We start from the raw sequence: 22155 nt of genomic DNA, 5'->3' as shown, positions 1-22155 counted from the left end.
GTGTCTGACGGATGGCGGCATCCTCCGCCGAATCGGTGATACCCGCGCCGTTTGCCGTGTACGCGGGGCGGTGACAACACAGATGACGGACCCCACAGCTGACGACCCGTCCGGAGCCATCAGACACCCCCTGATCCGCCCCGTCCCGGAAGGCACCCAGAGCCATGGCGCTCCCACTGCCCGAAGACCCGCTCCGGCGGCCGGATCCCGCCGGGGTCGACCCCGCCGCCCTCGGCGCGCTGCTGGACCGGCACGGCTGGCGGCGGCGCGGCGGGGCCCCGGGGAGATACGCGCACTGGACCCCGCCCGGCCGCACCACGGGCGGGGCCGGGCTGCTCGTCCCCGAGAGCCGCTCCCTGCCCGGCTGCACGGATCTGCTCGGCGTCGCCCTCACCGAGCTGGCCCGCAGCGCCGCGCCCTCCGCCCGTGAGGTCCTCCTCGGCCTGGCCGTCCCCAGCGACGAGATCCACTGGTACCTCGACGGCCCCGGGCCGCCGCAGGAGCCGCAGGCCCCCGTGCCCGGGGCGGCGCAGGAGCGGCTGCGCTCGGCGGTCCGGCAGACGCTGATGGCCGGCGCGCTCGCGGCGCGCGGCCGGGCCGGGTACCACGGGGCCCGCCACCGCCGGGGCGCGCGGGACTCGCTGGGCGGGGTCCTGGTCTCGCCGGTGCGCGGCGGGCGCGCCCTCACCGCGTTCCTGCCGGTCGACACGGCGCGCACGGTCACCGTCCGGCTGCACCACGCGCTGCGCGCGACCCGGGAGGCCGTCGACCGCAGGAGGGCCACCGGCGACATGGAGGCCTTCGACGCGGCGGTGGCGCGCGGGGTGAGCCGGGAGCTGACCGAGGCGGTCATCGCGCTGGTGCGCGGCTCGCAGGGGGCCCGGATAGCGCTGGAGTGGTCGCCGGCCGCCCCGCCGCCCGAGGGGTGCCCGCCCAGGAGCGAGCCGGTGGAGTTCACCCCCGGCGACCTGCCCGCGCTGCGCGAGGCGGGCGCGCGCTTTCTGCGGGACGAGCCCTCCGTGGCGGTACGGCTCACGGGCACGGTGGTCCGGCTGCGCCGCGCGGGCCCGGCCGGGCCGGGGACGGTACGGCTGAGGGTGCTGGCGGGGGCCGAGGTGCCGTTCGTCCGGGCGGCCCTGGAGGAGGAGGCCTACGGCACGGCCGGCCGGGCCCATCTCGCCGGGCTGCCGGTCCGGGTGTCGGGGCGGCTGGAGAGCCGGGGCGGCTTCCGGCGGCTCACCGACGCCACCGGGATTCAACCGCTCCACGGCCCGGCGGACGCTCCCTCCGCCCCGCCGCCTTGAGACGCCTGAGACGCCTGAGACGCCTGAGACGCCTGAGACGCCTGAGGGGCTTGAGACGTATGCGTACACGGAGATCTGCGGAGAGCTGTGGGGCGACGACGGGTACGAGGACGACGAGGCGGGCGAGGCGGGCGAGGACGACGCGGCCGACCGGCCCGGCCGCCCCGGCGACGGCGGCTGACGGGCGGGCGGCCGGGCGCACCCGTGCCCTGCCGCGACAACCGTTTCGCGGGCGGCCCCCTCGGCTCGGTACGATTCAGACGCGCGCAGTGACCGCTGGCGCACCCCATCAGTCAGGAGAGACCGGTGTCAGACGTCCGTGTGATCATCCAACGCGATTCCGAGCAGCGGGAAGAGCGCGTGGTGACCACGGGCACGACGGCGGCCGAGCTCTTCCCCGGCGAGCGCACCGTCGTCGCCGCCCGGATCGCGGGCGAGCTGAAGGACCTCACGTACCAGGTACGGGACGGCGAGGAGATCGAGCCGGTCGAGATCTCCTCACCGGACGGCCTCGACATCCTGCGCCACTCCACCGCGCATGTCATGGCGCAGGCGGTGCAGGAGCTGTTCCCCGAGGCCAAGCTCGGCATCGGCCCGCCGGTCAAGGACGGCTTCTACTACGACTTCGACGTCGAGAAGCCGTTCACCCCCGAGGATCTCAAGGCCATCGAGAAGAAGATGCAGGAGATCCAGAAGCGCGGCCAGAAGTTCTCCCGCCGCGTGGTGAGCGACGAGGCCGCCCGCGAGGAGCTGGCGGACGAGCCGTACAAGCTGGAGCTGATCGGCCTCAAGGGCTCGGCCTCCAGCGAGGACGGCGCGGACGTCGAGGTGGGCGCCGGCGAGCTGACGATCTACGACAACCTGGACGCCAAGACCGGCGACCTGTGCTGGAAGGACCTCTGCCGGGGTCCCCACCTGCCCACCACCCGCAACATCCCGGCCTTCAAGCTGATGCGCAACGCCGCCGCCTACTGGCGCGGCAGCGAGAAGAACCCGATGCTCCAGCGCATCTACGGCACCGCCTGGCCGTCGAAGGACGAGCTGAAGGCGCACCTCGACTTCCTCGCCGAGGCCGAGAAGCGCGACCACCGCCGCCTCGGCGCCGAGCTGGACCTCTTCTCCGTCCCCGACGAGATCGGCTCCGGCCTCGCCGTCTTCCACCCGCGCGGCGGCATCGTGCGCCGGGTCATGGAGGACTACTCGCGCCGGCGGCACGAGGAGGAGGGGTACGAGTTCGTCTACACCCCGCACGCCACCAAGGGCACGCTCTTCGAGAAGAGCGGCCACCTGGACTGGTACGCGGACGGCATGTACCCCCCCATGCAGCTCGACGGCGGCACGGACTACTACCTCAAGCCGATGAACTGCCCGATGCACAACCTGATCTTCGACGCCCGGGGGCGCTCCTACCGCGAGCTGCCGCTGCGCCTGTTCGAGTTCGGCACGGTGTACCGGCACGAGAAGTCCGGCGTGGTCCACGGTCTGACCCGCGCCCGGGGCTTCACCCAGGACGACGCGCACATCTACTGCACCCGTGAGCAGATGGCGGAGGAGCTGGACCGCACGCTCACCTTCGTCCTCAATCTGCTCCGCGACTACGGTCTGACCGACTTCTATCTGGAGCTGTCCACCAAGGACCCGGAGAAGTACGTCGGCTCGGACGAGGTCTGGGAGGAGGCCACCGAGGTGCTGCGCCAGGTGGCCGAGAAGCAGGGCCTCCCGCTCACCCCCGACCCGGGCGGCGCGGCCTTCTACGGCCCGAAGATCTCGGTGCAGGCGCGCGACGCCATCGGCCGGACCTGGCAGATGTCGACCGTGCAGCTCGACTTCAACCTGCCCGAGCTGTTCAACCTGGAGTACACCGCGCCCGACGGTTCGCGCCGGCAGCCGGTGATGATCCACCGCGCGCTCTTCGGCTCGATCGAGCGGTTCTTCGCCGTCCTCCTGGAGCACTACGCGGGCGCGATGCCGCCGTGGCTGGCCCCGGTGCAGGCGGTCGGCATCCCGATCGGCGACGCCCACGTCGAGTACCTCCAGGAGTTCGCCGCCGAGGCGAGGAAGAAGCGGCTGCGGGTCGAGGTCGACGCCTCCTCCGACCGGATGCAGAAGAAGATCCGCAACCACCAGAAGATGAAGGTCCCCTTCATGATCATCGTCGGTGACGAGGACATGAACGCGGGCACGGTCTCCTTCCGCTACCGCGACGGTTCGCAGGAGAACGGCATCCCGCGCGACCAGGCCCTGGCGAAGCTGGCCCAGGTCGTCGAGGACCGCGTCCAGGTCTGATCCGCCGGACCGGCTCCACAGCCGCTCACAAGGCCCCCGGGGAGCTCCCCGGGGGCCTTCTGTCCTCGTCCAGCGTGAAGGACTGGATCAGCCACGAGGAGAACGAACCCGTCACCGCCCCCAGCAGCGCCAGACCCCCGGCCATCATCAGCGTCGCCACCACCCGGCCCTTCGGGGTCACCGGGGCGACATCCCCGTACCCGACCGTCGTCAGCGTCGAGCAGGCCCACCACACCGAGTCCCCGAACGTCCGGATCGTGGCCCCCGGCGCTCCGCGCTCCTCGGCGTAGACCGTGAGCGCGCCCGCGAAGCCCAGCAGCACCGCCGACATCCCGGCGTACGTGATCACCCGGGCGTACAGCGAGAGCCGGGCATGGGCGCGGCGGTGCCGGACCGACTCGTAGATCCGCACGATCCGCAGCGGGCGCAGCAGCGGCAGCACCACCACGACCGCGTCCATCAGATGGTGCCGGACATAGCCGGGGCCCTGGCCGCTCAGCCGCCACTGCACCAGATAGTCCACGAGGAACAGCGCCCAGGAGGCGTAGGTCACCGCCAGCAGGGCGTCCCGCCAGGCCTCGGGCAGCCCCTCGGCCAGCACTCTGACCGCGTAACAGCCCAGAAAGGCCACCGACGCCGCGAAGAGCGGGACCTCCATGCGCCGGCGCCAGCTCCACAGCCTGCTCTCCGCCTCCGGGCCCACCGCTTCGTCCATGGCTCCAGCATCGCCGGGGGCGGGGAGCCCGCCCCGGCGACACGCTCCCCGGGGGTCAAGTCATATGCTGCACAGCATGACGAGTGAGCCGGAGCAGCAGATCGGAGTGGGAACGCCCGACGCGTTCCAGCGCCTGTGGACGCCCCACCGGATGGCGTACATCCAGGGGGAGAACAAGCCGAGCGGGCCCGAGGCCGGTGACGGCTGCCCCTTCTGCTCCATCCCCGCGAAATCGGACGAGGACGGGCTGGTGATCGCGCGCGGTTCCTCCGTGTACGCGGTGCTCAACCTCTACCCGTACAACGGCGGGCATCTCATGGTGGTGCCCTTCCGGCACGTCGCCGACTACACCGAGCTGGACGAGAGCGAGACCGCCGAGCTGGCGGTCTTCACCAAGCGGGCGATGACCGCGCTGCGGGCCGCCTCGGGGGCGCACGGGTTCAACATCGGGATGAACCAGGGCGTCTCGGCGGGCGCGGGCATCGCCGCGCATCTGCATCAGCACATCGTGCCGAGATGGGGCGGGGACACCAACTTCATGCCCGTCGTCGGCCACACCAAGGTGCTCCCGCAGCTGCTCGCGGACACCAGGGCGATGCTCGCCGACGCCTGGCCCCGGGCCTGACGTCCCGGCAGCCGTACGCACGACGCCCCGGGCGGGAGAATCTCCGCCCGGGGCGTCGCGTCGCAGCCGGTCGCCCGGCCGCGCGCGTCCTTACGCGTCGTACAGATCCGCCTTCTTCGGAGCCGGATCCTGCACCGCGCCGCTCACGGCCATCGAACGGCCCGCGAAGCGGTCGGTGTCCACGCCGTTCTCCTCCAGCACCCGCAGCGCCGCCGCGTGCGCCACGCGCAGCACGGGGGTGGCGGCGCGCATCGCGTCGTCGGCCATGAACCGGTGCCGCCAGGGCTTCTCCGCCCAGGCGTGCCGCAGCCCGAACGGCTCGGGCAGTGCCAGCTTGCCGCCGAGGAACTCCAGCAGCGGCGGGTACCAGGTGAGGGGCGCGCGCACCATCAGCCGCACCACCTCACGGGTCTCCACCAGCGGCAGGGTCCGGGTACGGGTCTCCCAGAAGCGGATGGTCTTGTTCACCGTGACGGTCTTCGGCGAGGACTTGGTGGTGAAGAAGCCGTGCACCGGGCCGAGCGCGTGGCCGGTGACCTCGACGCGCAGGGTCTCGTGGAGCACCGTGACGGTGATCATCATGGTGATCACCAGCTGGCCGTCCCAGAGGGTGAACTGCACGCCCAGATAGTGCCGGTCGCCGCTGCCGAACTGCTGGTGGTTGCAGATGCGCTGTATTTCATGGCCCTTGATCTGGAACGACTCCACCTCCTGGCCCTCCGGCCGGGAGACCGAACCGGCGTTCTCGCCGACCGGGGAGACGATCCAGTGCTTGACCGAAGGGGCGGGGAAACCCCCGGAGTTCAGCGGGCCGCGCTCCAGCAGCTTCAGCTTGTCGTGGATCGCCCTTATGACGTCCCAGCTGCGGAACTGGTTGATCTCCTTGCCCGGCACCTTGGAGACCAGCTCCTCGGCCATCTGCCAGCTGCCCCACCGGGTGCCCATCCCCAGTATCCCCTTGGGACCGGCGTAGAAGACCGAGTTGGAGCGCTGCTCGGCGCTCAGCTTCTCCAGCCCCTGGCGCAGCTGCTCGCGCGCCGAGTCATGGGGGCCGCCGGGCACCGTGTCGGGCGTCTTGGCCCCGATGCCGCCGCCGGAGAGCAGTCCGTCCCAGCGCTCCCGCAGATCCTTCGCGGTGGCCTCGCAGATCCGCTTGGCCAGCAGCCAGCCGATCACCGGGGCGACGATCATGCCGCGCAGGTAGTAGCCCCAGAAGCCGGTGAACGGCAGCCGGAGCAGCAGAATCAGGGCCAGCCCGCCGATGGCGACCAGCAGCAGGGTGCCGAGCGTCCCCGCGCGCTTGTTCGCGGAGCCCGCGATGGTCCGCCGGAGCTGGAAGACGCCCATCCACAGCAGCAGTCCGGGCAGGAACAGCAGCCCGCACACCGCCATGATGACGCTCAGCTTGGTGTCCCGCTCCTTGCGGATGTGACTGGCCGCGAGGCAGTGCTCCACCACCGTCTGAGGGTCGGTGCCGAAGGACTGGATCAGCGCGCCGCGCGCGCCGCCGAGCATCCGCACCCGGACCGCGTTGGAGAACGCCTCACCGAGATTGGGCTCGAAGAGGGAGAACTTCCCCTTCTTCACCTCCGACTTGTGCCACTCGCTGTTGGCCTTGAGGATCTCCTCGGCCGGGCTGTCGCGGTACGCGGCCGAGGCCAGCGCATTCGTCGCCGCGGTCTGTCCCGCCGAGCCCATGAGCGGGACCTGTGCTCCGGGACTGAAATCGAAACCGTCGCTCGCCACTTACCGCCCCCAACATCGCCGCCTGCCGTCCGCTCTTGCGGCCTGTTCCCGACTGTCACGCCCCGTACACCTGCTGGGCTGGGGCATCTCAGGGTATCGGGGGCGCGCCCCCGGCGTCATGGGAGTCGATGAGCCGACCGGAATCGCCGCCCGCCCGTACGGGGGAGGGGCGGGCGGCAACCGCCGTGCGCCGGGGACGCGTTCGGGAGCGCGTCCCGGCGCGCGGAAGCGTTAGCGGGGCGCGCCCCCGGCCTGTTCGCGCACCCGCTCGGCGATCTGCGGGGGCATCGGCTCATGACGGGCGTACGAGCGGCTGAAGCGGCCCGTGCCGTGGGAGACGGAGCGCAGATCGACCGCGTATCTGCCGATCTCGATCTCCGGCACCTCGGCCCGCACCACGGTCCGCGCGCCGGTGGACTGCTCGGTGCCGACGACCCGGCCGCGCCGCCCCGACAGATCGCTCATCACCTGACCGACGTACTCGTCCGGGACCGTCACCTCGACCTCGGCCACCGGCTCCAGCAGATGGATGGGGCAGCCGGCCGCCGCCTCCCGCAGCGCCAGCGCGCCCGCCGTCTGGAAGGCGGCGTCGGAGGAGTCCACCGAGTGCGCCTTGCCGTCGAGGAGGGTGATCCGCACATCCACCAGCGGATGCCCGGCGGCGAGCCCGCGCGCCGCCTGGGCGCGCACCCCCTTCTCGACGGAGGGGACGAACTGCCGGGGCACCGCCCCGCCCACCACCTTGTCCACGAACTCGATGCCCGAGCCGGCCGGCAGCGGCTCCACCTCGATCTCGCAGATCGCGTACTGCCCGTGCCCGCCGGACTGCTTCACATGCCGCCCGCGCCCGGCCGCCCGCCCGCCGAAGGTCTCCCGCAGCGGCACCCGGTGCGGGACGACGTCGACCTGGACGCCGAACCGGCCGCGCAGCCGCTCCAGCGCCACATCGGCGTGGGCCTCGCCCAGACACCAGAGCACCACCTGGCGCGTCGCCCGGTTCTGCTCCAGGCGCATCGTCGGATCCTCGGCGACCAGCCGGGCCAGCCCCTGCGAGAGCCGGTCCTCGTCCGCCTTGCTGTGCGCCTGGAGCGCCAGCGGCAGCAGCGGATCGGGCATCGCCCAGGCCGCCATCAGCAGCGGGTCGTCCTTGGCCGAGAGGGTGTCGCCGGTCTGCGCGCGCGAGAGCCTGGCGACGGCGGCGAGATCCCCGGCGACGGCCCGGTCCAGTGGCCGCTGGTGCTTGCCGAAGGGCGAGGAGAGCGCGCCCACCCGCTCGTCCACGTCATGGTCCTCGTGGCCCCGGTCGGCGAGCCCGTGCCCGGAGACATGCACCGTCTCGTCCGGGCGCAGGGTGCCGGAGAAGACGCGCACCAGGGAGATCCGGCCCACGTACGGATCGGACGCGGTCTTCACCACCTCGGCCACCAGCGGACCCTCGGGATCGCAGCTCACCCTGGCGCGCGGCGCGCCCTCCGGGGTCGTGACGAGGGGGCACTCGGGCTCCAGCGGGCTGGGGAAGCCGCCGGTGATCAGCTCCAGCAGCTCGACCGTGCCAAGACCCTGCCGCGCGCCCTCGGCCGCCGGGGCCGCCGCGAGCACCGGGTGGAAGACGCCCCGGGCCACGGCCTTCTCCAGATCGGCGATCAGCGTGGAGAGATCGATGTCCGCGCCGTCGAGATAGCGGTCCATGAGCGTCTCGTCCTCGCTCTCCGCGATGATCCCCTCGATCAGCCGGTCCCGGGCCCTCGCGATCAGCGGGGCCTGCTCCGGATCGGGCGGGATCTCCTTCCGCTCCCCCGAGGAGTAGTCGAAGATCCGCCGGGACAACAGCCCGACCAGCCCGGTCACCGGCGCGTGCCCGTCGGGGCCGGGGCTCCCGTACTGGGGCAGATACAGCGGCAGCACCGCGTCGGGGTCGTCCCGGCCGAAGATCTCCCCGCAGACGCGGGTCAGCTCCTCGTAGCCGGTCCGCGCGGTCTCCAGATGGGTGACGACGATCGCGCGCGGCATGCCGACCGCCGCGCACTCCTCCCACACCGCCCGGGTCGTGCTCGCCACCGCCCCCGCGTCCTGCGCCGCCGACACGACGAAGAGGGCCGCGTCCGCCGCGCGCAGACCGGCCCGCAGCTCCCCGACGAAGTCGGCGTACCCCGGGGTGTCCAGCAGATTGATCTTGTACCCGCCCCACTCGACCGGGACGAGCGAGAGCTGTACGGAACGCTGCTGACGGTGCTCGATCTCGTCGTAGTCGGAGACCGTCGCGCCGTCCTCGACCCGGCCCGCCCGGTTCAGCGCGCCCGCCGTGAGCGCGAGAGCCTCGGTCAGGGTGGTCTTGCCGGCACCGCTGTGGCCGACCAGCACCACATTCCGTACGGATGAGGGCCGGTCGGCCGCTCTTGCCCTGCCGGCGGCCCCGGGGTGTGCGTGCGCCTTGTCGCCCATGGTCTGTGCCTCCCGATCGATCCGGTCGATTGCCCGCGGCGGACGGTGCGGAGGAGATGGGGTCGCGGGCGCGGGAACACCCGCGCGGATGACCTCCGGACGGGGCCGCGGAGCCGTGGACGCGGTCTCCGGACGGCGTCCCGGGGGCGGCTCCGCCGCTGCCCGCGATCGTCTTCTGTCCGAGCTTCCAGCTTCCGGTCGTCCTTCGAGCTTTCCACTCGTCCCGGGACCCGTCCATACGTCGCGCGGCACCGCGCGGATGTACGAGCGGCCCCGGCGCGCCTCGGGTCCCGGCGGTGGACCGCCCCGGTCCTGGCTACGATGGGCCAGCCGGTGGCCAATGGGGCCACACGGCCCACCGAACCTCGGGAAGGCCATGCTGAACAAGTACGCGCGTGCATTCTTCACGCGTGTCCTCACACCGTTCGCCGCATTTCTGCTCCGCCGTGGAGTGAGCCCCGACGCGGTCACTCTCATCGGAACGGCCGGAGTGATGGCGGGTGCTTTGGTCTTCTTCCCCAGGGGAGAGTTCTTCTGGGGCACGATCGTCATCACGCTTTTCGTGTTCTCGGATCTGATCGACGGCAACATGGCGCGCCAGGCGGGCACCTCCAGCCCCTGGGGCGCGTTCCTCGACTCCACCCTCGACCGGGTCGCCGACGGGGCGATCTTCGGCGGCTTCGCGCTCTGGTACGCGGGCGAGGGCGACAACAACATCCTCTGCGCGGTGTCGATCTTCTGCCTCGCGAGCGGCCAGGTCGTCTCGTACACCAAGGCCCGCGGCGAGGCGATCGGCCTGCCGGTCGCCGTCAACGGTCTGATCGAGCGCGCCGAGCGCCTGGTGATCTCACTGGTCGCCGCCGGTGTCGCCGGGCTGCACGCCTTCGGGGTGCCCGGAGTGGACGTACTGCTCCCGATCGCCCTGTGGATCGTCGCCATCGGCAGCGCGGTGACCCTGGGGCAGCGGGTCGTGACCGTCCGCCGGGAGTCCGCCGAGGCCGCTGCCGCCGCCGGCGCTGCCGCCCAGAGCGAGACCGAGGCGACATGAGCGCCGCGCGCGACCGTCTCATGGACGGGCTGTACGGAGTGGGCTGGGGCGCGGTCAAGAAGCTGCCCGAGCCCGTCGCCTCCGCCCTCGGCCGCAAGATCGCGGACACCGCGTGGAAGCGCCGCGGCCAGGGCGTGCTCCGGCTGGAGTCCAACCTCGCCCGCGTCGTCCCGGACGCCGGGCCCGAGCGCCTCGCCGAGCTGTCCCGCGCCGGGATGCGCTCCTACATGCGGTACTGGATGGAGTCCTTCCGGCTGCCCTCCTGGAGCGCCGACAAAGTCCGCGACAACGTGGACATCAAGGGCGCGCACCATCTGACGGACGGCCTGGCCGCCGGCCGGGGCGTCATCGTCGCCCTGCCGCACCTGGCCAACTGGGACCTCGCGGGCGTCTGGGTCACCCGGACCCTCGGAATCCCCTTCACCACCGTCGCCGAACGGCTGAAGCCCGAATCGCTGTACGACCGCTTCGTGGCCTACCGCGAGAGCCTGGGCATGGAGGTGCTGCCCCACGCGGGCGGCGCGGCCTTCGGCACCCTGGCCCGCAGGCTCCGCTCCGGCGGCCTGATCTGCCTGGTCGCCGACCGCGACCTCTCGTCCTCGGGCGTCGAGGTCGACTACTTCGGCGAGCCGACCCGGATGCCCGCCGGACCCGCGCTGCTCGCCCAGCACACCGGCGCGCTGCTGCTGCCGGTCACCCTCTGGTACGGCGAGGAGCCCGTGCTGCACGGTGAGATCCACCCGCCCCTGGAGATACCCGCGGAGGGCACCAGGGCGGAGCGGACGTCGGCCATGACCCAGGCCCTCGCCGACGTCTACGCCCAGGGGGTCGCCGAACACCCGGAGGACTGGCACATGCTCCAGCGGCTGTGGCTCGCGGACCTGGAACCCCGGGCCGGGGAGGATCGCACATGAGGATCGGCATCGTCTGCCCCTACTCCTGGGACGTGCCTGGCGGCGTCCAGTTCCACATCAGGGACCTGGCCGACCATCTGATCCGGCTCGGTCACGAGGTGTCCGTGCTCGCCCCGGCCGACGACGAGACCCCGCTGCCGCCGTTCGTGGTCTCGGCGGGCCGCGCCGTGCCCGTCCCGTACAACGGCTCGGTCGCCCGGCTCAACTTCGGCTTCCTCTCGGCCGCCCGCGTCAGACGCTGGCTCCACGACGGCACCTTCGACGTCATCCACATCCACGAGCCCACCTCGCCCTCGCTCGGACTGCTCGCCTGCTGGGCCGCCCAGGGCCCCATCGTGGCCACCTTCCACACCTCCAACCCGCGCTCCCGCGCCATGATCGCCGCGTACCCGATCCTCCAGCCCGCCCTGGAGAAGATCAGCGCCCGGATCGCGGTCAGCGAGTACGCGCGGCGCACCCTCGTCGAGCACCTCGGCGGCGACGCGGTGGTCATCCCCAACGGCGTGGACGTCGGCTTCTTCGACCGGGTCGAGCCCAAGCCGGAGTGGCAGGGCGACACCATCGGCTTCATCGGCCGGATCGACGAACCCCGCAAGGGCCTCCCCGTCCTCATGCGCGCGCTCCCCGCGATCCTCGCCGCCCGCCCCGCCACCCGGCTCCTCGTCGCGGGCCGGGGCGACGAGGAGGAGGCGGTCGCCGCCCTGCCCAAGGAGATGCGCTCCCGCGTGGAATTCCTCGGCATGGTCAGCGACGAGGACAAGGCCCGGCTGCTGCGCAGCGTCGACGTCTACGTCGCCCCCAACACCGGCGGCGAGAGCTTCGGCATCATCCTCGTGGAGGCGATGTCCGCCGGCGCGCCCGTCCTCGCCAGCGACCTCGACGCCTTCGCCCAGGTCCTCGACCAGGGCGCGGCCGGCGAACTCTTCGCCAACGAGGACGCCGACGCCCTCGCCGCCGCCGCCCTCCGCCTCCTCGCCGACCCCGCCCGCCGCGCCGAACTCCGCGCCCGCGGCAGCGCCCACGTCCGCCGCTTCGACTGGTCCACCGTCGGCGCCGACATCCTCTCCGTCTACGAAACCGTCACCGACGGCACCACCTCCGTCGCCACCGACGACCGTCCCTCCTTCCGCACCCGCTTCGGCCTCGCCAGAAACTGACGGCGAAGCCAGGCCATTCTCAGCCCCTCTGGGGGTCCCCCCGGCGAAGCCAGGGGGAGTTTGAGGAGCGGGGTTCGGGGCGGCGCCCCGACCACGGCCCGAAACCCACCCCCGCGCCCCGGTACCCTTACCCGCCGTGACCGCAACGCTCATCTGGACCCTCGCCGCCCTCCTCGCCATCGGCCTCTACCTCAGCTGGACCGCCGGCCGTCTCGACCGCCTCCACACCCGTATCGACGCCGCCCGCGCCGCCCTCGACGCCCAGCTGCTGCGCCGTGCGTCGGTCACCCAGGAACTCGCCACCGCCGGAGTGCTCGACCCGGCCGCCTCGATCGTGCTGTACGAGGCCGCGCACGCCGCCCGGCAGGCCGAGGAGGAGCAGCGCGAGGTCGCCGAGAGCGAGCTGAGCGCCGCGCTGAGGGCCGTCTTCGAGGAGGCCGCGCAGGTGGAAGCGGTCCGGCAGGTCCCCGGCGGTGAGGACGCGACCCTGGAGCTGGCGCAGGCCGTACGCCGGGTCCCGATGGCCCGGCGCTTCCACAACGACGCCGTACGCGCAGCCCGCGCCCTCCGCCGCCACCGCAAGGTCCGCTGGTTCCGGCTGGCCGGCCACGCCCCCTTCCCGCTGGCCTTCGAGATGGACGACGAGCCCCCGACCGCGCTGGCGGACCGCCCCGTCAGCTGATCGGGCCCGGGGCCGGGAAGCGGGACCCGGGGAGTCGACAAAACGATCCACCGCCTATTCATTGGCCCTTGCTGTGGACTGGTCCACGGATGTTCCATCGGTTACGCACCGCAACACCGGGCGCATCCTTATCCCCATCCCCATGAGTGAGGTCTCTCCGTGTCCAGCACGCTCATCCCCACCCCGCAGCCCGCCGACGGCCCGGCGACCGGCACCGCCCGCGTCAAGCGAGGCATGGCCGAGCAGCTCAAGGGCGGCGTCATCATGGACGTGGTCAACGCCGAGCAGGCGAAGATCGCCGAGGACGCGGGAGCCGTCGCCGTGATGGCCCTGGAGCGCGTCCCCGCCGACATCCGCAAGGACGGCGGAGTGGCCCGGATGTCGGACCCGAACATGATCGAGGAGATCATCGAGGCGGTCTCCATCCCCGTGATGGCCAAGTCCCGCATCGGCCACTTCGTGGAGGCCCAGGTCCTCCAGTCCCTCGGCGTCGACTACATCGACGAGTCCGAGGTGCTGACCCCCGCCGACGAGGTCAACCACTCCGACAAGTGGGCCTTCACCACCCCCTTCGTCTGCGGTGCCACCAACCTCGGCGAGGCCCTGCGCCGCATCGCCGAGGGCGCGGCCATGATCCGCTCCAAGGGCGAGGCCGGCACCGGCAACGTCGTGGAGGCCGTCCGCCACCTGCGCCAGATCAAGAACGAGATCGCCCGGCTGCGCGGCTACGACAACAACGAGCTGTTCGCCGCCGCCAAGGAGCTGCGCGCCCCCTACGAGCTGGTCAAGGAGGTCTCCGAGCTGGGCAAGCTGCCGGTGGTCCTCTTCTCGGCCGGCGGTGTCGCCACCCCCGCCGACGCCGCGCTGATGCGCCAGCTCGGAGCCGAGGGCGTCTTCGTCGGATCCGGCATCTTCAAGTCCGGCGACCCGGCCAAGCGCGCCGCCGCCATCGTGAAGGCCACCACCTTCTACGACGACCCGAAGATCATCGCGGATGCCTCCCGCAACCTGGGCGAGGCCATGGTCGGCATCAACTGCGACACCCTCCCCGAGTCCGAGCGCTACGCCAACCGGGGCTGGTGATGACCGCTCCCGGCACCCCCCGCATCGGGGTTCTGGCCCTCCAGGGCGATGTACGGGAGCACATGGCCGCCCTGACCGCGGCGGGAGCCGCGGCCGGGCCGGTCAGACGCCCCGGGGAGCTGGCCGAGGTCGACGGCCTGGTGATCCCCGGCGGGGAGTCCACCACCATCTCCAAACTGGCCGCGCTCTTCGGCATGACGGAACCGCTGCGTGAGCGGATCGCCGCCGGAATGCCCGTCTACGGAAGCTGCGCCGGCCTGATCATGCTCGCCGACAAGATCCTCGACCCCCGCTCGGGCCAGGAGACCTTCGGCGGCATCGACATGATCGTCCGCCGCAACGCCTTCGGCCGCCAGAACGAGTCCTTCGAGGCCGCGGTGGAACTGGCCGGTGTGGCCGGCGGCCCGGTGGAGGGTGTCTTCATCCGCGCCCCCTGGGTGGAGTCCGTGGGCGCCCCGGTCGAGGTGCTCGCCGAGCACCGCGGCCACATCGTCGCCGTACGGCAGGGCAACGCCCTGGCGACTTCCTTCCACCCGGAGCTCACCGGGGACCACCGCGTCCACGGCCTCTTCGCGGACATGGTGCGCGCCGCGGGATGACGCGCTCCCGGTAGGATCTCTGCCGAACGCAGCAGCAATGGGTAACGCGAAGGAGACAGGCAGATGTCCGGCCACTCTAAATGGGCTACGACGAAGCACAAGAAGGCCGTGATCGACGCCAAGCGCGGCAAGCTCTTCGCGAAGCTGATCAAGCACATCGAGGTCGCGGCCCGTACCGGCGGGGCCGACATCGAGGGCAACCCGACCCTCTTCGACGCCATCCAGAAGGCGAAGAAGCAGTCGGTCCCCAACAAGAACATCGACTCCGCGGTCAAGCGCGGCGCGGGCCTGGAGGCCGGCGGCGCCGACTACGAGACGATCATGTACGAGGGCTACGGACCGAACGGCGTCGCGGTCCTGATCGAGTGCCTCACCGACAACCGCAACCGCGCCGCGTCCGACGTCCGGGTCGCCATGACCCGCAACGGCGGCTCGATGGCCGACCCCGGCTCGGTCTCCTACCTCTTCAACCGCAAGGGCGTCGTGATCGTCCCCAAGGGCGAGCTGACCGAGGACGACGTCCTCGGCGCGGTCCTGGACGCCGGCGCCGAAGAGGTCAACGACCTGGGCGAGTCCTTCGAGGTGCTCAGCGAGGCCACCGACCTGGTCGCGGTCCGCACCGCGCTCCAGACCGAGGGCATCGACTACGACTCGGCCGAGGCCAACTTCGTCCCGACCATGCAGGTCGAGCTGGACGAGGAGGGCGCGCGCAAGATCTTCAAGCTGATCGACGCGCTGGAGGACAGCGACGACGTCCAGAACGTCTTCGCGAACTTCGACATCTCCGACGAGGTCATGGAGAAGGTCGACGCCTGACCCGGACGCGAAGGGCGGCCCGGCGGGGAAACACCCGCCGGGCCGCCCTTTCCCGTCTCCGTTGTCAGTGCCGCCGGATAGCCTGCACAAACAGATGACCGAAGGAGGGGCGGCGTGCGCGTGCTCGGGGTGGACCCAGGGCTGACCCGCTGCGGTGTCGGCGTGGTCGAGGGCGTCGCCGGCCGCCCGCTCACCATGCTCGGCGTCGGAGTCGTGCGCACCGCCGCCGACGCCGAGCTGGGCAGCCGGCTGGTCGCCATCGAGGCGGGCATCGAGCGCTGGCTCGACGAACACCGCCCCGAGTACGTCGCGGTCGAGCGGGTCTTCAGCCAGCACAACGTCCGTACGGTGATGGGCACCGCCCAGGCCAGCGCCATCGCCATGCTCTGCGCCTCCCGCCGGGGCATCCCCGTCGCCCTGCACACCCCCAGCGAGGTCAAGGCCGCCGTCACCGGAAGCGGTCGCGCCGACAAGGCCCAGGTCGGCGCGATGGTGACCCGGCTGCTCAGGCTCGACGCCCCGCCCAGACCCGCCGACGCGGCCGACGCCCTCGCCCTCGCCATCTGCCACATCTGGCGCGCCCCCGCGCAGAACCGCCTCCAGCGGGCCGTCGCCCTGCACACCGCACCCGGGGCCGCCCGCCCCGCACCGAAAGGCCGTACCGCATGATCGCCTCCGTGAGTGGCACTGTCGCCGCCCTCGCCCCCACCACCGCGGTCGTCGAGGTCGGCGGCGTCGGCATGGCCGTCCAGTGCACCCCCCAGACCCTCGCCGGACTCCGGATCGGCGCGGAGGCCAGGCTCGCCACCTCCCTGGTGGTCCGCGAGGACTCCCTCACCCTCTACGGCTTCGCCGACGACGACGAGCGCCAGACCTTCGAGCTGCTCCAGACCGCCAGCGGCGTCGGCCCCCGCCTCGCGCAGGCCATGCTCTCCGTGCACACCCCCGACGCCCTGCGCCTCGCCGTCGCCACCGCCGACGAGAAGGCGCTGACCGCCGTCCCCGGCATCGGCAAGCGGGGCGCGCAGAAGCTGCTGCTCGAACTGAAGGACCGCCTCGGCGAACCCCTGGGCGCGCCCGCCCAGCGGCGCGGCCCGGCCGCCGCCGCGCCCTCCTGGCGCGAGCAGCTGCACGCCGCCCTGATCGGCCTCGGCTACGCCGCCCGCGAGGCCGACGAGGCGGTCACCGCCGTCACCCCCCAGGCCGAGGCCGCCCCCGGCGCCCCCCAGGTCGGCCACCTCCTCAAAGCCGCCCTCCAGACCCTCAACCGCACCCGCTGACCCGCGCCCCGCCCGCAGGAATCCCGCACCCCGGCGGCCCCGCCGCCCTCACCACACGAGGCACACACTCAGTGAACTGGGACGACGACACCGACACCGCCCCCGGCCCTCCGCCCGCCCCCCTCACCGCCGACGGGCGGATCGTGGGAGCCTCGGCCGACGGCGAGGACCAGGCCGTCGAGGCGGCGCTGCGCCCCAAGTCGCTGGGCGAGTTCGTGGGCCAGGAGCGCGTCCGGGAGCAGCTCGACCTCGTCCTCACGGCGGCCCGCGCCCGTGGCGCGACCGCCGATCACGTTCTGCTCTCCGGCGCCCCCGGGCTCGGCAAGACCACCCTCTCGATGATCATCGCCGCCGAGATGCAGGCCCCGATCCGCATCACATCGGGCCCGGCCATCCAGCACGCGGGCGACCTCGCCGCGATTCTCTCCTCCCTCCATGAGGGTGAAGTCCTCTTCCTCGACGAGATCCACCGGATGTCCCGGCCCGCCGAGGAGATGCTCTACATGGCCATGGAGGACTTCCGCGTCGACGTGATCGTCGGCAAGGGCCCCGGTGCCACCGCCATCCCCCTGGAGCTGCCCCCCTTCACCCTGGTCGGGGCGACCACCCGGGCCGGGCTGCTGCCGCCCCCGCTCCGCGACCGCTTCGGCTTCACCGCCCACATGGAGTTCTACGACCCGGCCGAGCTGGAGCGCGTCATCCACCGCTCCGCCCAGCTGCTCGACCTGGAGATCGAGACCGCCGGTGCCGCCGAGATCGCCGGGCGCTCCCGGGGCACCCCCCGTATCGCCAACCGGCTGCTGCGCCGGGTCCGGGACTACGCACAGGTCAAGGCCGACGGAGTGATCACCCGCGAGGTGGCCGGGGCGGCCCTGAGGGTCTACGAGGTGGACGACCGGGGTCTGGACCGGCTGGACCGCGCGGTGCTCCAGGCCCTGCTCAAGCTGTTCGGCGGCGGCCCGGTGGGGCTCTCCACCCTCGCCGTGGCGGTGGGGGAGGAGCGCGAGACGGTCGAGGAGGTCGCCGAGCCCTTTCTCGTACGGGAGGGTCTGCTCGCCAGGACCCCCAGGGGCCGGGTCGCGACCCCCGCCGCCTGGGCCCACCTCGGGCTCACCCCTCCGCAGCAGGCCCCCGGACAGGCCCCCGGGGCGGTCGGACGGCCCGGCTTGTTCGGGGTGTGACGGCGCGGAGACTCCCGGAGGAGGGAACCGTGGTGCGATGCTGGGCGTTGTTCCAATGATGCGGACTCGCTTAGACTCCGCCGATGCCGACCTTCCGGGTCGGCGTACCCACCCCCGTAGATCAGGCCGCCTCGTCGACGCGGTCGTGTGAAGGAAGTCTCTTCCCGTGAACCTCGTGACCCTCCTCCCCTTCGTCGTGCTCATCGGGGCCATGTTCCTGATGACCCGGTCCGCCAAGAAGAAGCAGCAGCAGGCCGCAGCGATGCGCGACTCGATGCAGATCGGCACCGGAGTGCGCACGATCGGGGGCATGTACGCCACCGTCAAGGAGGTCCACGACGACAACGTGCACCTTGAGATCGCTCCCGGCGTCCACGCCGTCTACGCGAAGAACGCCATCGGCGCGGTCCTCGACGATGAGGAGTACAACCGCATCGTGCACGGCGACACCGCCGACGAGACGCCGGTCGTGCCTGACGACGCCTCCTCGCTGACCGACTCCGCCGACTCCGGCTCCGAAGCGCCCAAGATCGACCTCGGCAAGAAGCCCGAGGCCGACGCGGCCAAGGACGGCGACGCCGCGGAGACCAAGGACGGCAAGTCCGACGGCGACAAGTAGCCGGATTCGGGGACCGCGGCGGCACCACCGGTGCCGGGCGGTCCCCCGGTCGTGTTGACTTCTGCGGGGGCAGGTCCCCACAACACTTCGTGGCCGCTCCGGCGCACACCCGGCGCGGGGCGGTTGGACAGGGAGAAACGAAAAGGTGGCAGCACCGAACAGGGGCCGAAGGCCCGCGGGGGGTCAGGGGAAGCCAGGTCGCACCCTGGTTCTGATCCTGATCGCCATGGTCGCGCTGACCGGCGGGATGTTCGCGACCGGGGACACCACGCCGCGCCTGGGCATCGACCTCGCGGGCGGTACCACGATCACGCTCAAGGCCAAGGCGGAGCCCGGCAAGGAGAGCGCGGTCAATGAGACCAATATGAACACCGCGGTCGGCATCATCGAGCGCCGTGTCAATGGTCTCGGCGTCTCCGAGGCAGAGGTCCAGACCCAGGGCCGCGAGCACATCATCGTCAACATCCCCAAGGGGACGGACTCGGAGCAGGCCCGTAAGCAGGTCGGCACCACCGCCCAGCTCTACTTCCGGCCGGTGCTGACCGTCGCCGCCGGCGGGGTGACCCCGGAGCCCAAGCCGAGCGCCTCCGAGTCCGGCAAGCCCACCTCCGGCAAGGACGACAAGTCCGACAAGGATGCCGAGAAGGCGACCGACGGCAAGAAGGCCGACGACGCCGACAAGGCCTCCCCGTCGACCGGAGAGCCCAGCGACAGCCCCACCACCCAGGGCCGTGCCGTCACCGAAGCCCTCAGGGCCCCCGCGGCGGACCCCACCGGCTCCCCGAAGGCCGCCGAGTCGTCCAAGGCGCCCGAGTCCCCGGCGGCCGACCCCGCCGCCTCCGCCGAGATGACCGCCCTGGAGAAGCAGTTCACCGCTCTGAACTGCGAGGACGAGGCGGCCCGCACCGCTCTCAGCGACACCACCCGTCCCGAGAAGACCGCTGTCGCCTGTGGCAAGAACAGCGCCGGCCAGTGGGAGAAGTACATCCTCGGCCCCGCCGAGGTGGACGGCAAGGACGTCGACGACGCCAAGGGCCAGCTGGACCAGCAGCGCGGCATGTGGATCGTCACCATGGACTTCACCAGCTCCGGCGCGAAGAAGTTCCAGAAGATCACCAGCAAGCTCTCGCAGCAGCAGTCGCCGCAGAACCAGTTCGCCATCGTCCTCGACGGCGAGGTCATGTCGGCCCCGCAGGTCAACCAGACGCTGAGCGCCAACGCCGAGATCTCCGGAAACTTCAACCAGGACTCGGCCCAGGAACTGGGCAACATGCTCTCCTACGGCGCGCTGCCGCTGACCTTCTCCGAGGAGAGCGTCACCACCGTCAGCGCCGCCCTCGGCGACGAGCAGCTCAAGGCCGGTCTCATCGCCGGCGCGATCGGCCTCGCGCTGGTCGTGATCTACCTGGTGGTCTACTACCGGGGCCTCGCGCTGATCGCCCTGCTGAGCCTGCTCGCCTCCGCCCTGCTCACCTACGCCCTGATGTCGCTGCTCGGCCCGGCCATCGGCTTCGCGCTGAACCTGCCCGCAGTCTGTGGCGCGATCGTCGCGATCGGTATCACGGCGGACTCGTTCATCGTCTACTTCGAACGGGTGAGGGACGAGATCCGCGAGGGCCGCACCCTGCGTCCGGCCGTCGAGCGCGCCTGGCCGCGCGCCCGGCGCACCATCCTGGTCTCGGACTTCGTCTCCTTCCTCGCCGCCGCGGTGCTCTTCGTCGTCACCGTCGGCAAGGTCCAGGGCTTCGCCTTCACCCTCGGTCTGACCACCCTGCTCGACGTGGTCGTGGTGTTCTTCTTCACCAAGCCGCTGATGACGCTCGCCGCCCGTACGAAGTTCTTCTCCAGCGGTCGCCCCTGGTCCGGACTCGACCCCGAGCGTCTCGGCGCCAAGCCTCCGCTGCGCCGCTCGCGCCGCACGTCCGCCGTCCCCACCGCCCCGAAGGAGGCGTGAGATGTCGCGTCTCGGCACCATTGGCGCCCGGCTCTACCGCGGCGAGATCGGCTACGACTTCGTCGCCAAGCGCAAGTTCTGGTACGCCGTCTCGATCCTGATCACCATCACGGCCATCGTCGGCCTGGCGGTCCGGGGCCTCAACATGGGCATCGAGTTCAAGGGCGGCGCGGTCTTCACCACCCCGAAGACCAGCGTCTCGGTGGCCCAGGCCACGGAGTACGCGGAGGAGGCCTCGGGCCATATCGCCATCGTCCAGAAGCTCGGCAACGACACCCTGCGCATCCAGGTCAGCGACCTGGACACCGCCGCTGCCAGCAAGGCCAAGAACCAGCTGGCCCAGGACATGAAGATGGACCCCGACAAGATCAACTCCGAGCTGGTGGGACCCAGCTGGGGCGAGCAGATCGCCAATAAGGCCTGGACCGGCCTCGCCGTGTTCATGATCTTGGTGGTGATCTATCTGGCCATCGCCTTCGAGTGGCGCATGGCCGTCGCGGCGCTCATCGCCCTCATCCACGACCTCACGATCACCGTCGGTGTGTACGCGCTGGTCGGCTTCGAGGTCACCCCGGGCACGGTGATCGGTCTGCTCACCATCCTCGGCTACTCCCTCTACGACACCGTCGTCGTCTTCGACGGTCTCAAGGAGGGCGCGGTCGGGATCACCAAGCAGACCAGATTCACCTACAGCGAGCTGGCCAACCGCAGCCTCAACGCCACGCTGGTGCGTTCCATCAACACCACCGTGGTCGCCCTGCTCCCGGTCGCCGGTCTGCTCTTCATCGGCGGCGGCTTCCTCGGCGCGGGCATGCTGAACGACATCTCGCTGTCGCTCTTCGTCGGCCTCGCGGCCGGCGCGTACTCCTCGATCTTCATCGCCACCCCGCTCGTCGCCGACCTCAAGGAACGCGACCCGCAGATGAAGGCCCTGAAGAAGCGGATCCTCGCCAAGCGCGAGGCCGCCGCCGCCCGGGGCGAGTCCCCGGACGGAGAGGACTCCGACCAGTACGACGAGTCCGGCGAGTACGAGGAGGCCCTGCCCGGCGATGTCGCCCCCGCGGGCGCCGGCACCGTCGTGTCCCCCCGGAACGACCGCGGCCGGGGCCGCTCCTCCGGACGGCGCCGATGAGCGCCGCCGCCCGCCAGGAGCTGCTGCTCAGCCGCATCCGCGACGTCCACGACTATCCGCAGCAAGGGGTGGTGTTCAAGGACATCACCCCCCTGCTCGCGGACCCGGCGGCCTTCGCCGAGCTGACCGACGCGCTCGCCGAGCTGTGCGCGCGTCACGGCGCGACGAAGATCGTCGGTCTGGAGGCCCGGGGCTTCATCCTCGGCGCGCCGGTCGCGGTCCGCGCGGGCCTGGGCTTCATCCCCGTGCGCAAGGCGGGCAAGCTCCCCGGAGCGACGCTCTCCCAGGCGTACGAGCTGGAGTACGGCACCGCCGAGATCGAGATCCACGCCGAGGACCTCGCCCCGGACGACCGGGTCATGGTCGTCGACGACGTCCTGGCCACCGGTGGCACCGCCGGGGCCGCGATGGAGCTGATCCGGCGCGGCGGCGCGCAGGTCGCGGGCGTCGCGGTCCTGATGGAGCTGGGCTTCCTCGGCGGCCGTGCCCGGCTGGAGCCCACGCTGCGCGGGGCTCCGCTGGAGGCGCTGCTCACCCTCTGAGCCACCGCGCCGCGACGGAAACGACACGAC

20 protein-coding genes are annotated in these 22155 nt (G+C 71.8%); 17 read left to right on the top strand and 3 right to left on the bottom strand.

Annotated elements, in window-relative coordinates; translation table 11 throughout:
* Positions 1-164: 164 nt before the first annotated feature.
* On the top strand, positions 165-1304 hold the full coding sequence (locus ABD371_RS30075) for a hypothetical protein (RefSeq protein WP_344483821.1): 1140 nt from the start codon (positions 165-167) through the stop codon (positions 1302-1304).
* A 306-nt stretch (positions 1305-1610) separates the two neighbouring features.
* Complete coding sequence (gene thrS, locus ABD371_RS30070) at positions 1611-3590, top strand: threonine--tRNA ligase (protein ID WP_344483820.1); 1980 nt, start codon at positions 1611-1613, stop codon at positions 3588-3590.
* Positions 3591-3615: 25 nt separating this feature from the next.
* Here thrS and ABD371_RS30065 read toward each other — a convergent pair whose 3' ends face one another.
* Positions 3616-4305: a potassium channel family protein gene (locus ABD371_RS30065; protein ID WP_344483818.1), complete on the bottom strand. Its 690-nt coding sequence runs from the start codon at positions 4303-4305 to the stop codon at positions 3616-3618.
* 64 nt (positions 4306-4369) lie between these two features.
* On the opposite strand from ABD371_RS30065, the gene ABD371_RS30060 reads away from it, so the two are divergent.
* A complete protein-coding gene (locus ABD371_RS30060; protein ID WP_190126899.1) occupies positions 4370-4930 on the top strand; it encodes an HIT family protein in 561 nt (186 codons plus the stop codon).
* A gap of 90 nt (positions 4931-5020) precedes the next feature.
* Here ABD371_RS30060 and ABD371_RS30055 read toward each other — a convergent pair whose 3' ends face one another.
* Both ABD371_RS30055 and ABD371_RS30050 read right to left on the bottom strand, forming a co-directional pair.
* Positions 5021-6676 (bottom strand): hypothetical protein, encoded by a 1656-nt coding sequence (locus tag ABD371_RS30055; RefSeq protein ID WP_344483816.1) that lies wholly within the window; start codon positions 6674-6676, stop codon positions 5021-5023.
* 231 nt (positions 6677-6907) lie between these two features.
* Positions 6908-9118, bottom strand: a complete 2211-nt coding sequence (locus ABD371_RS30050) for an elongation factor G-like protein EF-G2 (protein WP_344483813.1) — start codon at positions 9116-9118, stop codon at positions 6908-6910.
* A gap of 376 nt (positions 9119-9494) precedes the next feature.
* Here ABD371_RS30050 and pgsA point away from each other — a divergent pair, with 376 nt between their 5' ends.
* From pgsA to ABD371_RS29980, 14 genes are all read left to right on the top strand, one after another.
* Complete coding sequence (gene pgsA / locus ABD371_RS30045; RefSeq protein ID WP_344483810.1) at positions 9495-10166, top strand: phosphatidylinositol phosphate synthase; 672 nt, start codon at positions 9495-9497, stop codon at positions 10164-10166.
* A complete protein-coding gene (locus ABD371_RS30040) occupies positions 10163-11080 on the top strand; it encodes a phosphatidylinositol mannoside acyltransferase (RefSeq protein WP_344483807.1) in 918 nt (305 codons plus the stop codon). The genes pgsA and ABD371_RS30040 overlap by 4 nt, the downstream gene beginning before the upstream one ends.
* On the top strand, positions 11077-12237 hold the full coding sequence (locus ABD371_RS30035) for a glycosyltransferase family 4 protein (RefSeq protein WP_344483804.1): 1161 nt from the start codon (positions 11077-11079) through the stop codon (positions 12235-12237). The genes ABD371_RS30040 and ABD371_RS30035 overlap by 4 nt, the downstream gene beginning before the upstream one ends.
* A gap of 136 nt (positions 12238-12373) precedes the next feature.
* Positions 12374-12919: a hypothetical protein gene (locus tag ABD371_RS30030; RefSeq protein ID WP_344483801.1), complete on the top strand. Its 546-nt coding sequence runs from the start codon at positions 12374-12376 to the stop codon at positions 12917-12919.
* 159 nt (positions 12920-13078) lie between these two features.
* Positions 13079-14002, top strand: coding sequence for a pyridoxal 5'-phosphate synthase lyase subunit PdxS (gene pdxS, locus ABD371_RS30025; protein WP_190126906.1), 924 nt, complete (start codon positions 13079-13081; stop codon positions 14000-14002).
* Positions 14002-14601 (top strand): pyridoxal 5'-phosphate synthase glutaminase subunit PdxT, encoded by a 600-nt coding sequence (gene pdxT / locus ABD371_RS30020; protein WP_344483798.1) that lies wholly within the window; start codon positions 14002-14004, stop codon positions 14599-14601. The genes pdxS and pdxT overlap by 1 nt, the downstream gene beginning before the upstream one ends.
* A gap of 63 nt (positions 14602-14664) precedes the next feature.
* The gene (locus ABD371_RS30015) at positions 14665-15417 is read left to right on the top strand and encodes a YebC/PmpR family DNA-binding transcriptional regulator (protein WP_190126908.1); all 753 of its coding nucleotides are present in this window, start codon (positions 14665-14667) and stop codon (positions 15415-15417) included.
* A 114-nt stretch (positions 15418-15531) separates the two neighbouring features.
* Positions 15532-16086 (top strand): crossover junction endodeoxyribonuclease RuvC, encoded by a 555-nt coding sequence (gene ruvC / locus ABD371_RS30010; protein WP_344483793.1) that lies wholly within the window; start codon positions 15532-15534, stop codon positions 16084-16086.
* Positions 16083-16697: a Holliday junction branch migration protein RuvA gene (ruvA, locus tag ABD371_RS30005; protein WP_344483790.1), complete on the top strand. Its 615-nt coding sequence runs from the start codon at positions 16083-16085 to the stop codon at positions 16695-16697. Before ruvC ends, ruvA begins: the two co-directional genes overlap by 4 nt.
* Before the next feature lie 71 nt (positions 16698-16768).
* Entirely contained in the window at positions 16769-17878 is a 1110-nt protein-coding gene (ruvB, locus tag ABD371_RS30000; RefSeq protein ID WP_381735075.1) for a Holliday junction branch migration DNA helicase RuvB, read from the top strand.
* A gap of 166 nt (positions 17879-18044) precedes the next feature.
* Positions 18045-18497: a preprotein translocase subunit YajC gene (gene yajC, locus ABD371_RS29995; protein ID WP_344483787.1), complete on the top strand. Its 453-nt coding sequence runs from the start codon at positions 18045-18047 to the stop codon at positions 18495-18497.
* Between the two features lie 145 nt (positions 18498-18642).
* Positions 18643-20451: a protein translocase subunit SecD gene (gene secD / locus ABD371_RS29990; protein WP_344483784.1), complete on the top strand. Its 1809-nt coding sequence runs from the start codon at positions 18643-18645 to the stop codon at positions 20449-20451.
* Position 20452: 1 nt separating this feature from the next.
* Positions 20453-21583 carry a protein translocase subunit SecF gene (gene secF, locus ABD371_RS29985; protein ID WP_344483782.1) on the top strand — a complete coding sequence of 377 codons (1131 nt, stop codon included), beginning with the start codon at positions 20453-20455 and terminating at the stop codon, positions 21581-21583.
* The gene (locus ABD371_RS29980; RefSeq protein ID WP_344483780.1) at positions 21580-22125 is read left to right on the top strand and encodes an adenine phosphoribosyltransferase; all 546 of its coding nucleotides are present in this window, start codon (positions 21580-21582) and stop codon (positions 22123-22125) included. The genes secF and ABD371_RS29980 overlap by 4 nt, the downstream gene beginning before the upstream one ends.
* Positions 22126-22155 lie beyond the last annotated feature (30 nt).

It is taken from the genome of Streptomyces amakusaensis, from assembly GCF_039532665.1.
In the GTDB taxonomy this organism is placed as follows: Bacteria; Actinomycetota; Actinomycetes; order Streptomycetales; family Streptomycetaceae; genus Streptomyces; species Streptomyces amakusaensis.
The sequence above is the reverse complement of the archived record's forward strand: the minus strand, read 5'-3'. Positions and strand labels throughout refer to the sequence as shown.

Coding starts and splice junctions, on each gene's coding strand:
- ABD371_RS30075 (WP_344483821.1), top strand. CDS start 165: ATGGCGCTCCCACTGCCCGAAGACCCGCTCCGGCGGCCGGATCCCGCC.
- ABD371_RS30065 (WP_344483818.1), bottom strand. CDS start 4,305: ATGGACGAAGCGGTGGGCCCGGAGGCGGAGAGCAGGCTGTGGAGCTGG.
- ABD371_RS30060 (WP_190126899.1), top strand. CDS start 4,370: ATGCTGCACAGCATGACGAGTGAGCCGGAGCAGCAGATCGGAGTGGGA.
- ABD371_RS30050 (WP_344483813.1), bottom strand. CDS start 9,118: ATGGGCGACAAGGCGCACGCACACCCCGGGGCCGCCGGCAGGGCAAGA.
- pgsA (WP_344483810.1), top strand. CDS start 9,495: ATGCTGAACAAGTACGCGCGTGCATTCTTCACGCGTGTCCTCACACCG.
- ABD371_RS30040 (WP_344483807.1), top strand. CDS start 10,163: ATGAGCGCCGCGCGCGACCGTCTCATGGACGGGCTGTACGGAGTGGGC.
- ABD371_RS30035 (WP_344483804.1), top strand. CDS start 11,077: ATGAGGATCGGCATCGTCTGCCCCTACTCCTGGGACGTGCCTGGCGGC.
- pdxT (WP_344483798.1), top strand. CDS start 14,002: ATGACCGCTCCCGGCACCCCCCGCATCGGGGTTCTGGCCCTCCAGGGC.
- ABD371_RS30015 (WP_190126908.1), top strand. CDS start 14,665: ATGTCCGGCCACTCTAAATGGGCTACGACGAAGCACAAGAAGGCCGTG.
- ruvA (WP_344483790.1), top strand. CDS start 16,083: ATGATCGCCTCCGTGAGTGGCACTGTCGCCGCCCTCGCCCCCACCACC.
- secF (WP_344483782.1), top strand. CDS start 20,453: ATGTCGCGTCTCGGCACCATTGGCGCCCGGCTCTACCGCGGCGAGATC.
- ABD371_RS29980 (WP_344483780.1), top strand. CDS start 21,580: ATGAGCGCCGCCGCCCGCCAGGAGCTGCTGCTCAGCCGCATCCGCGAC.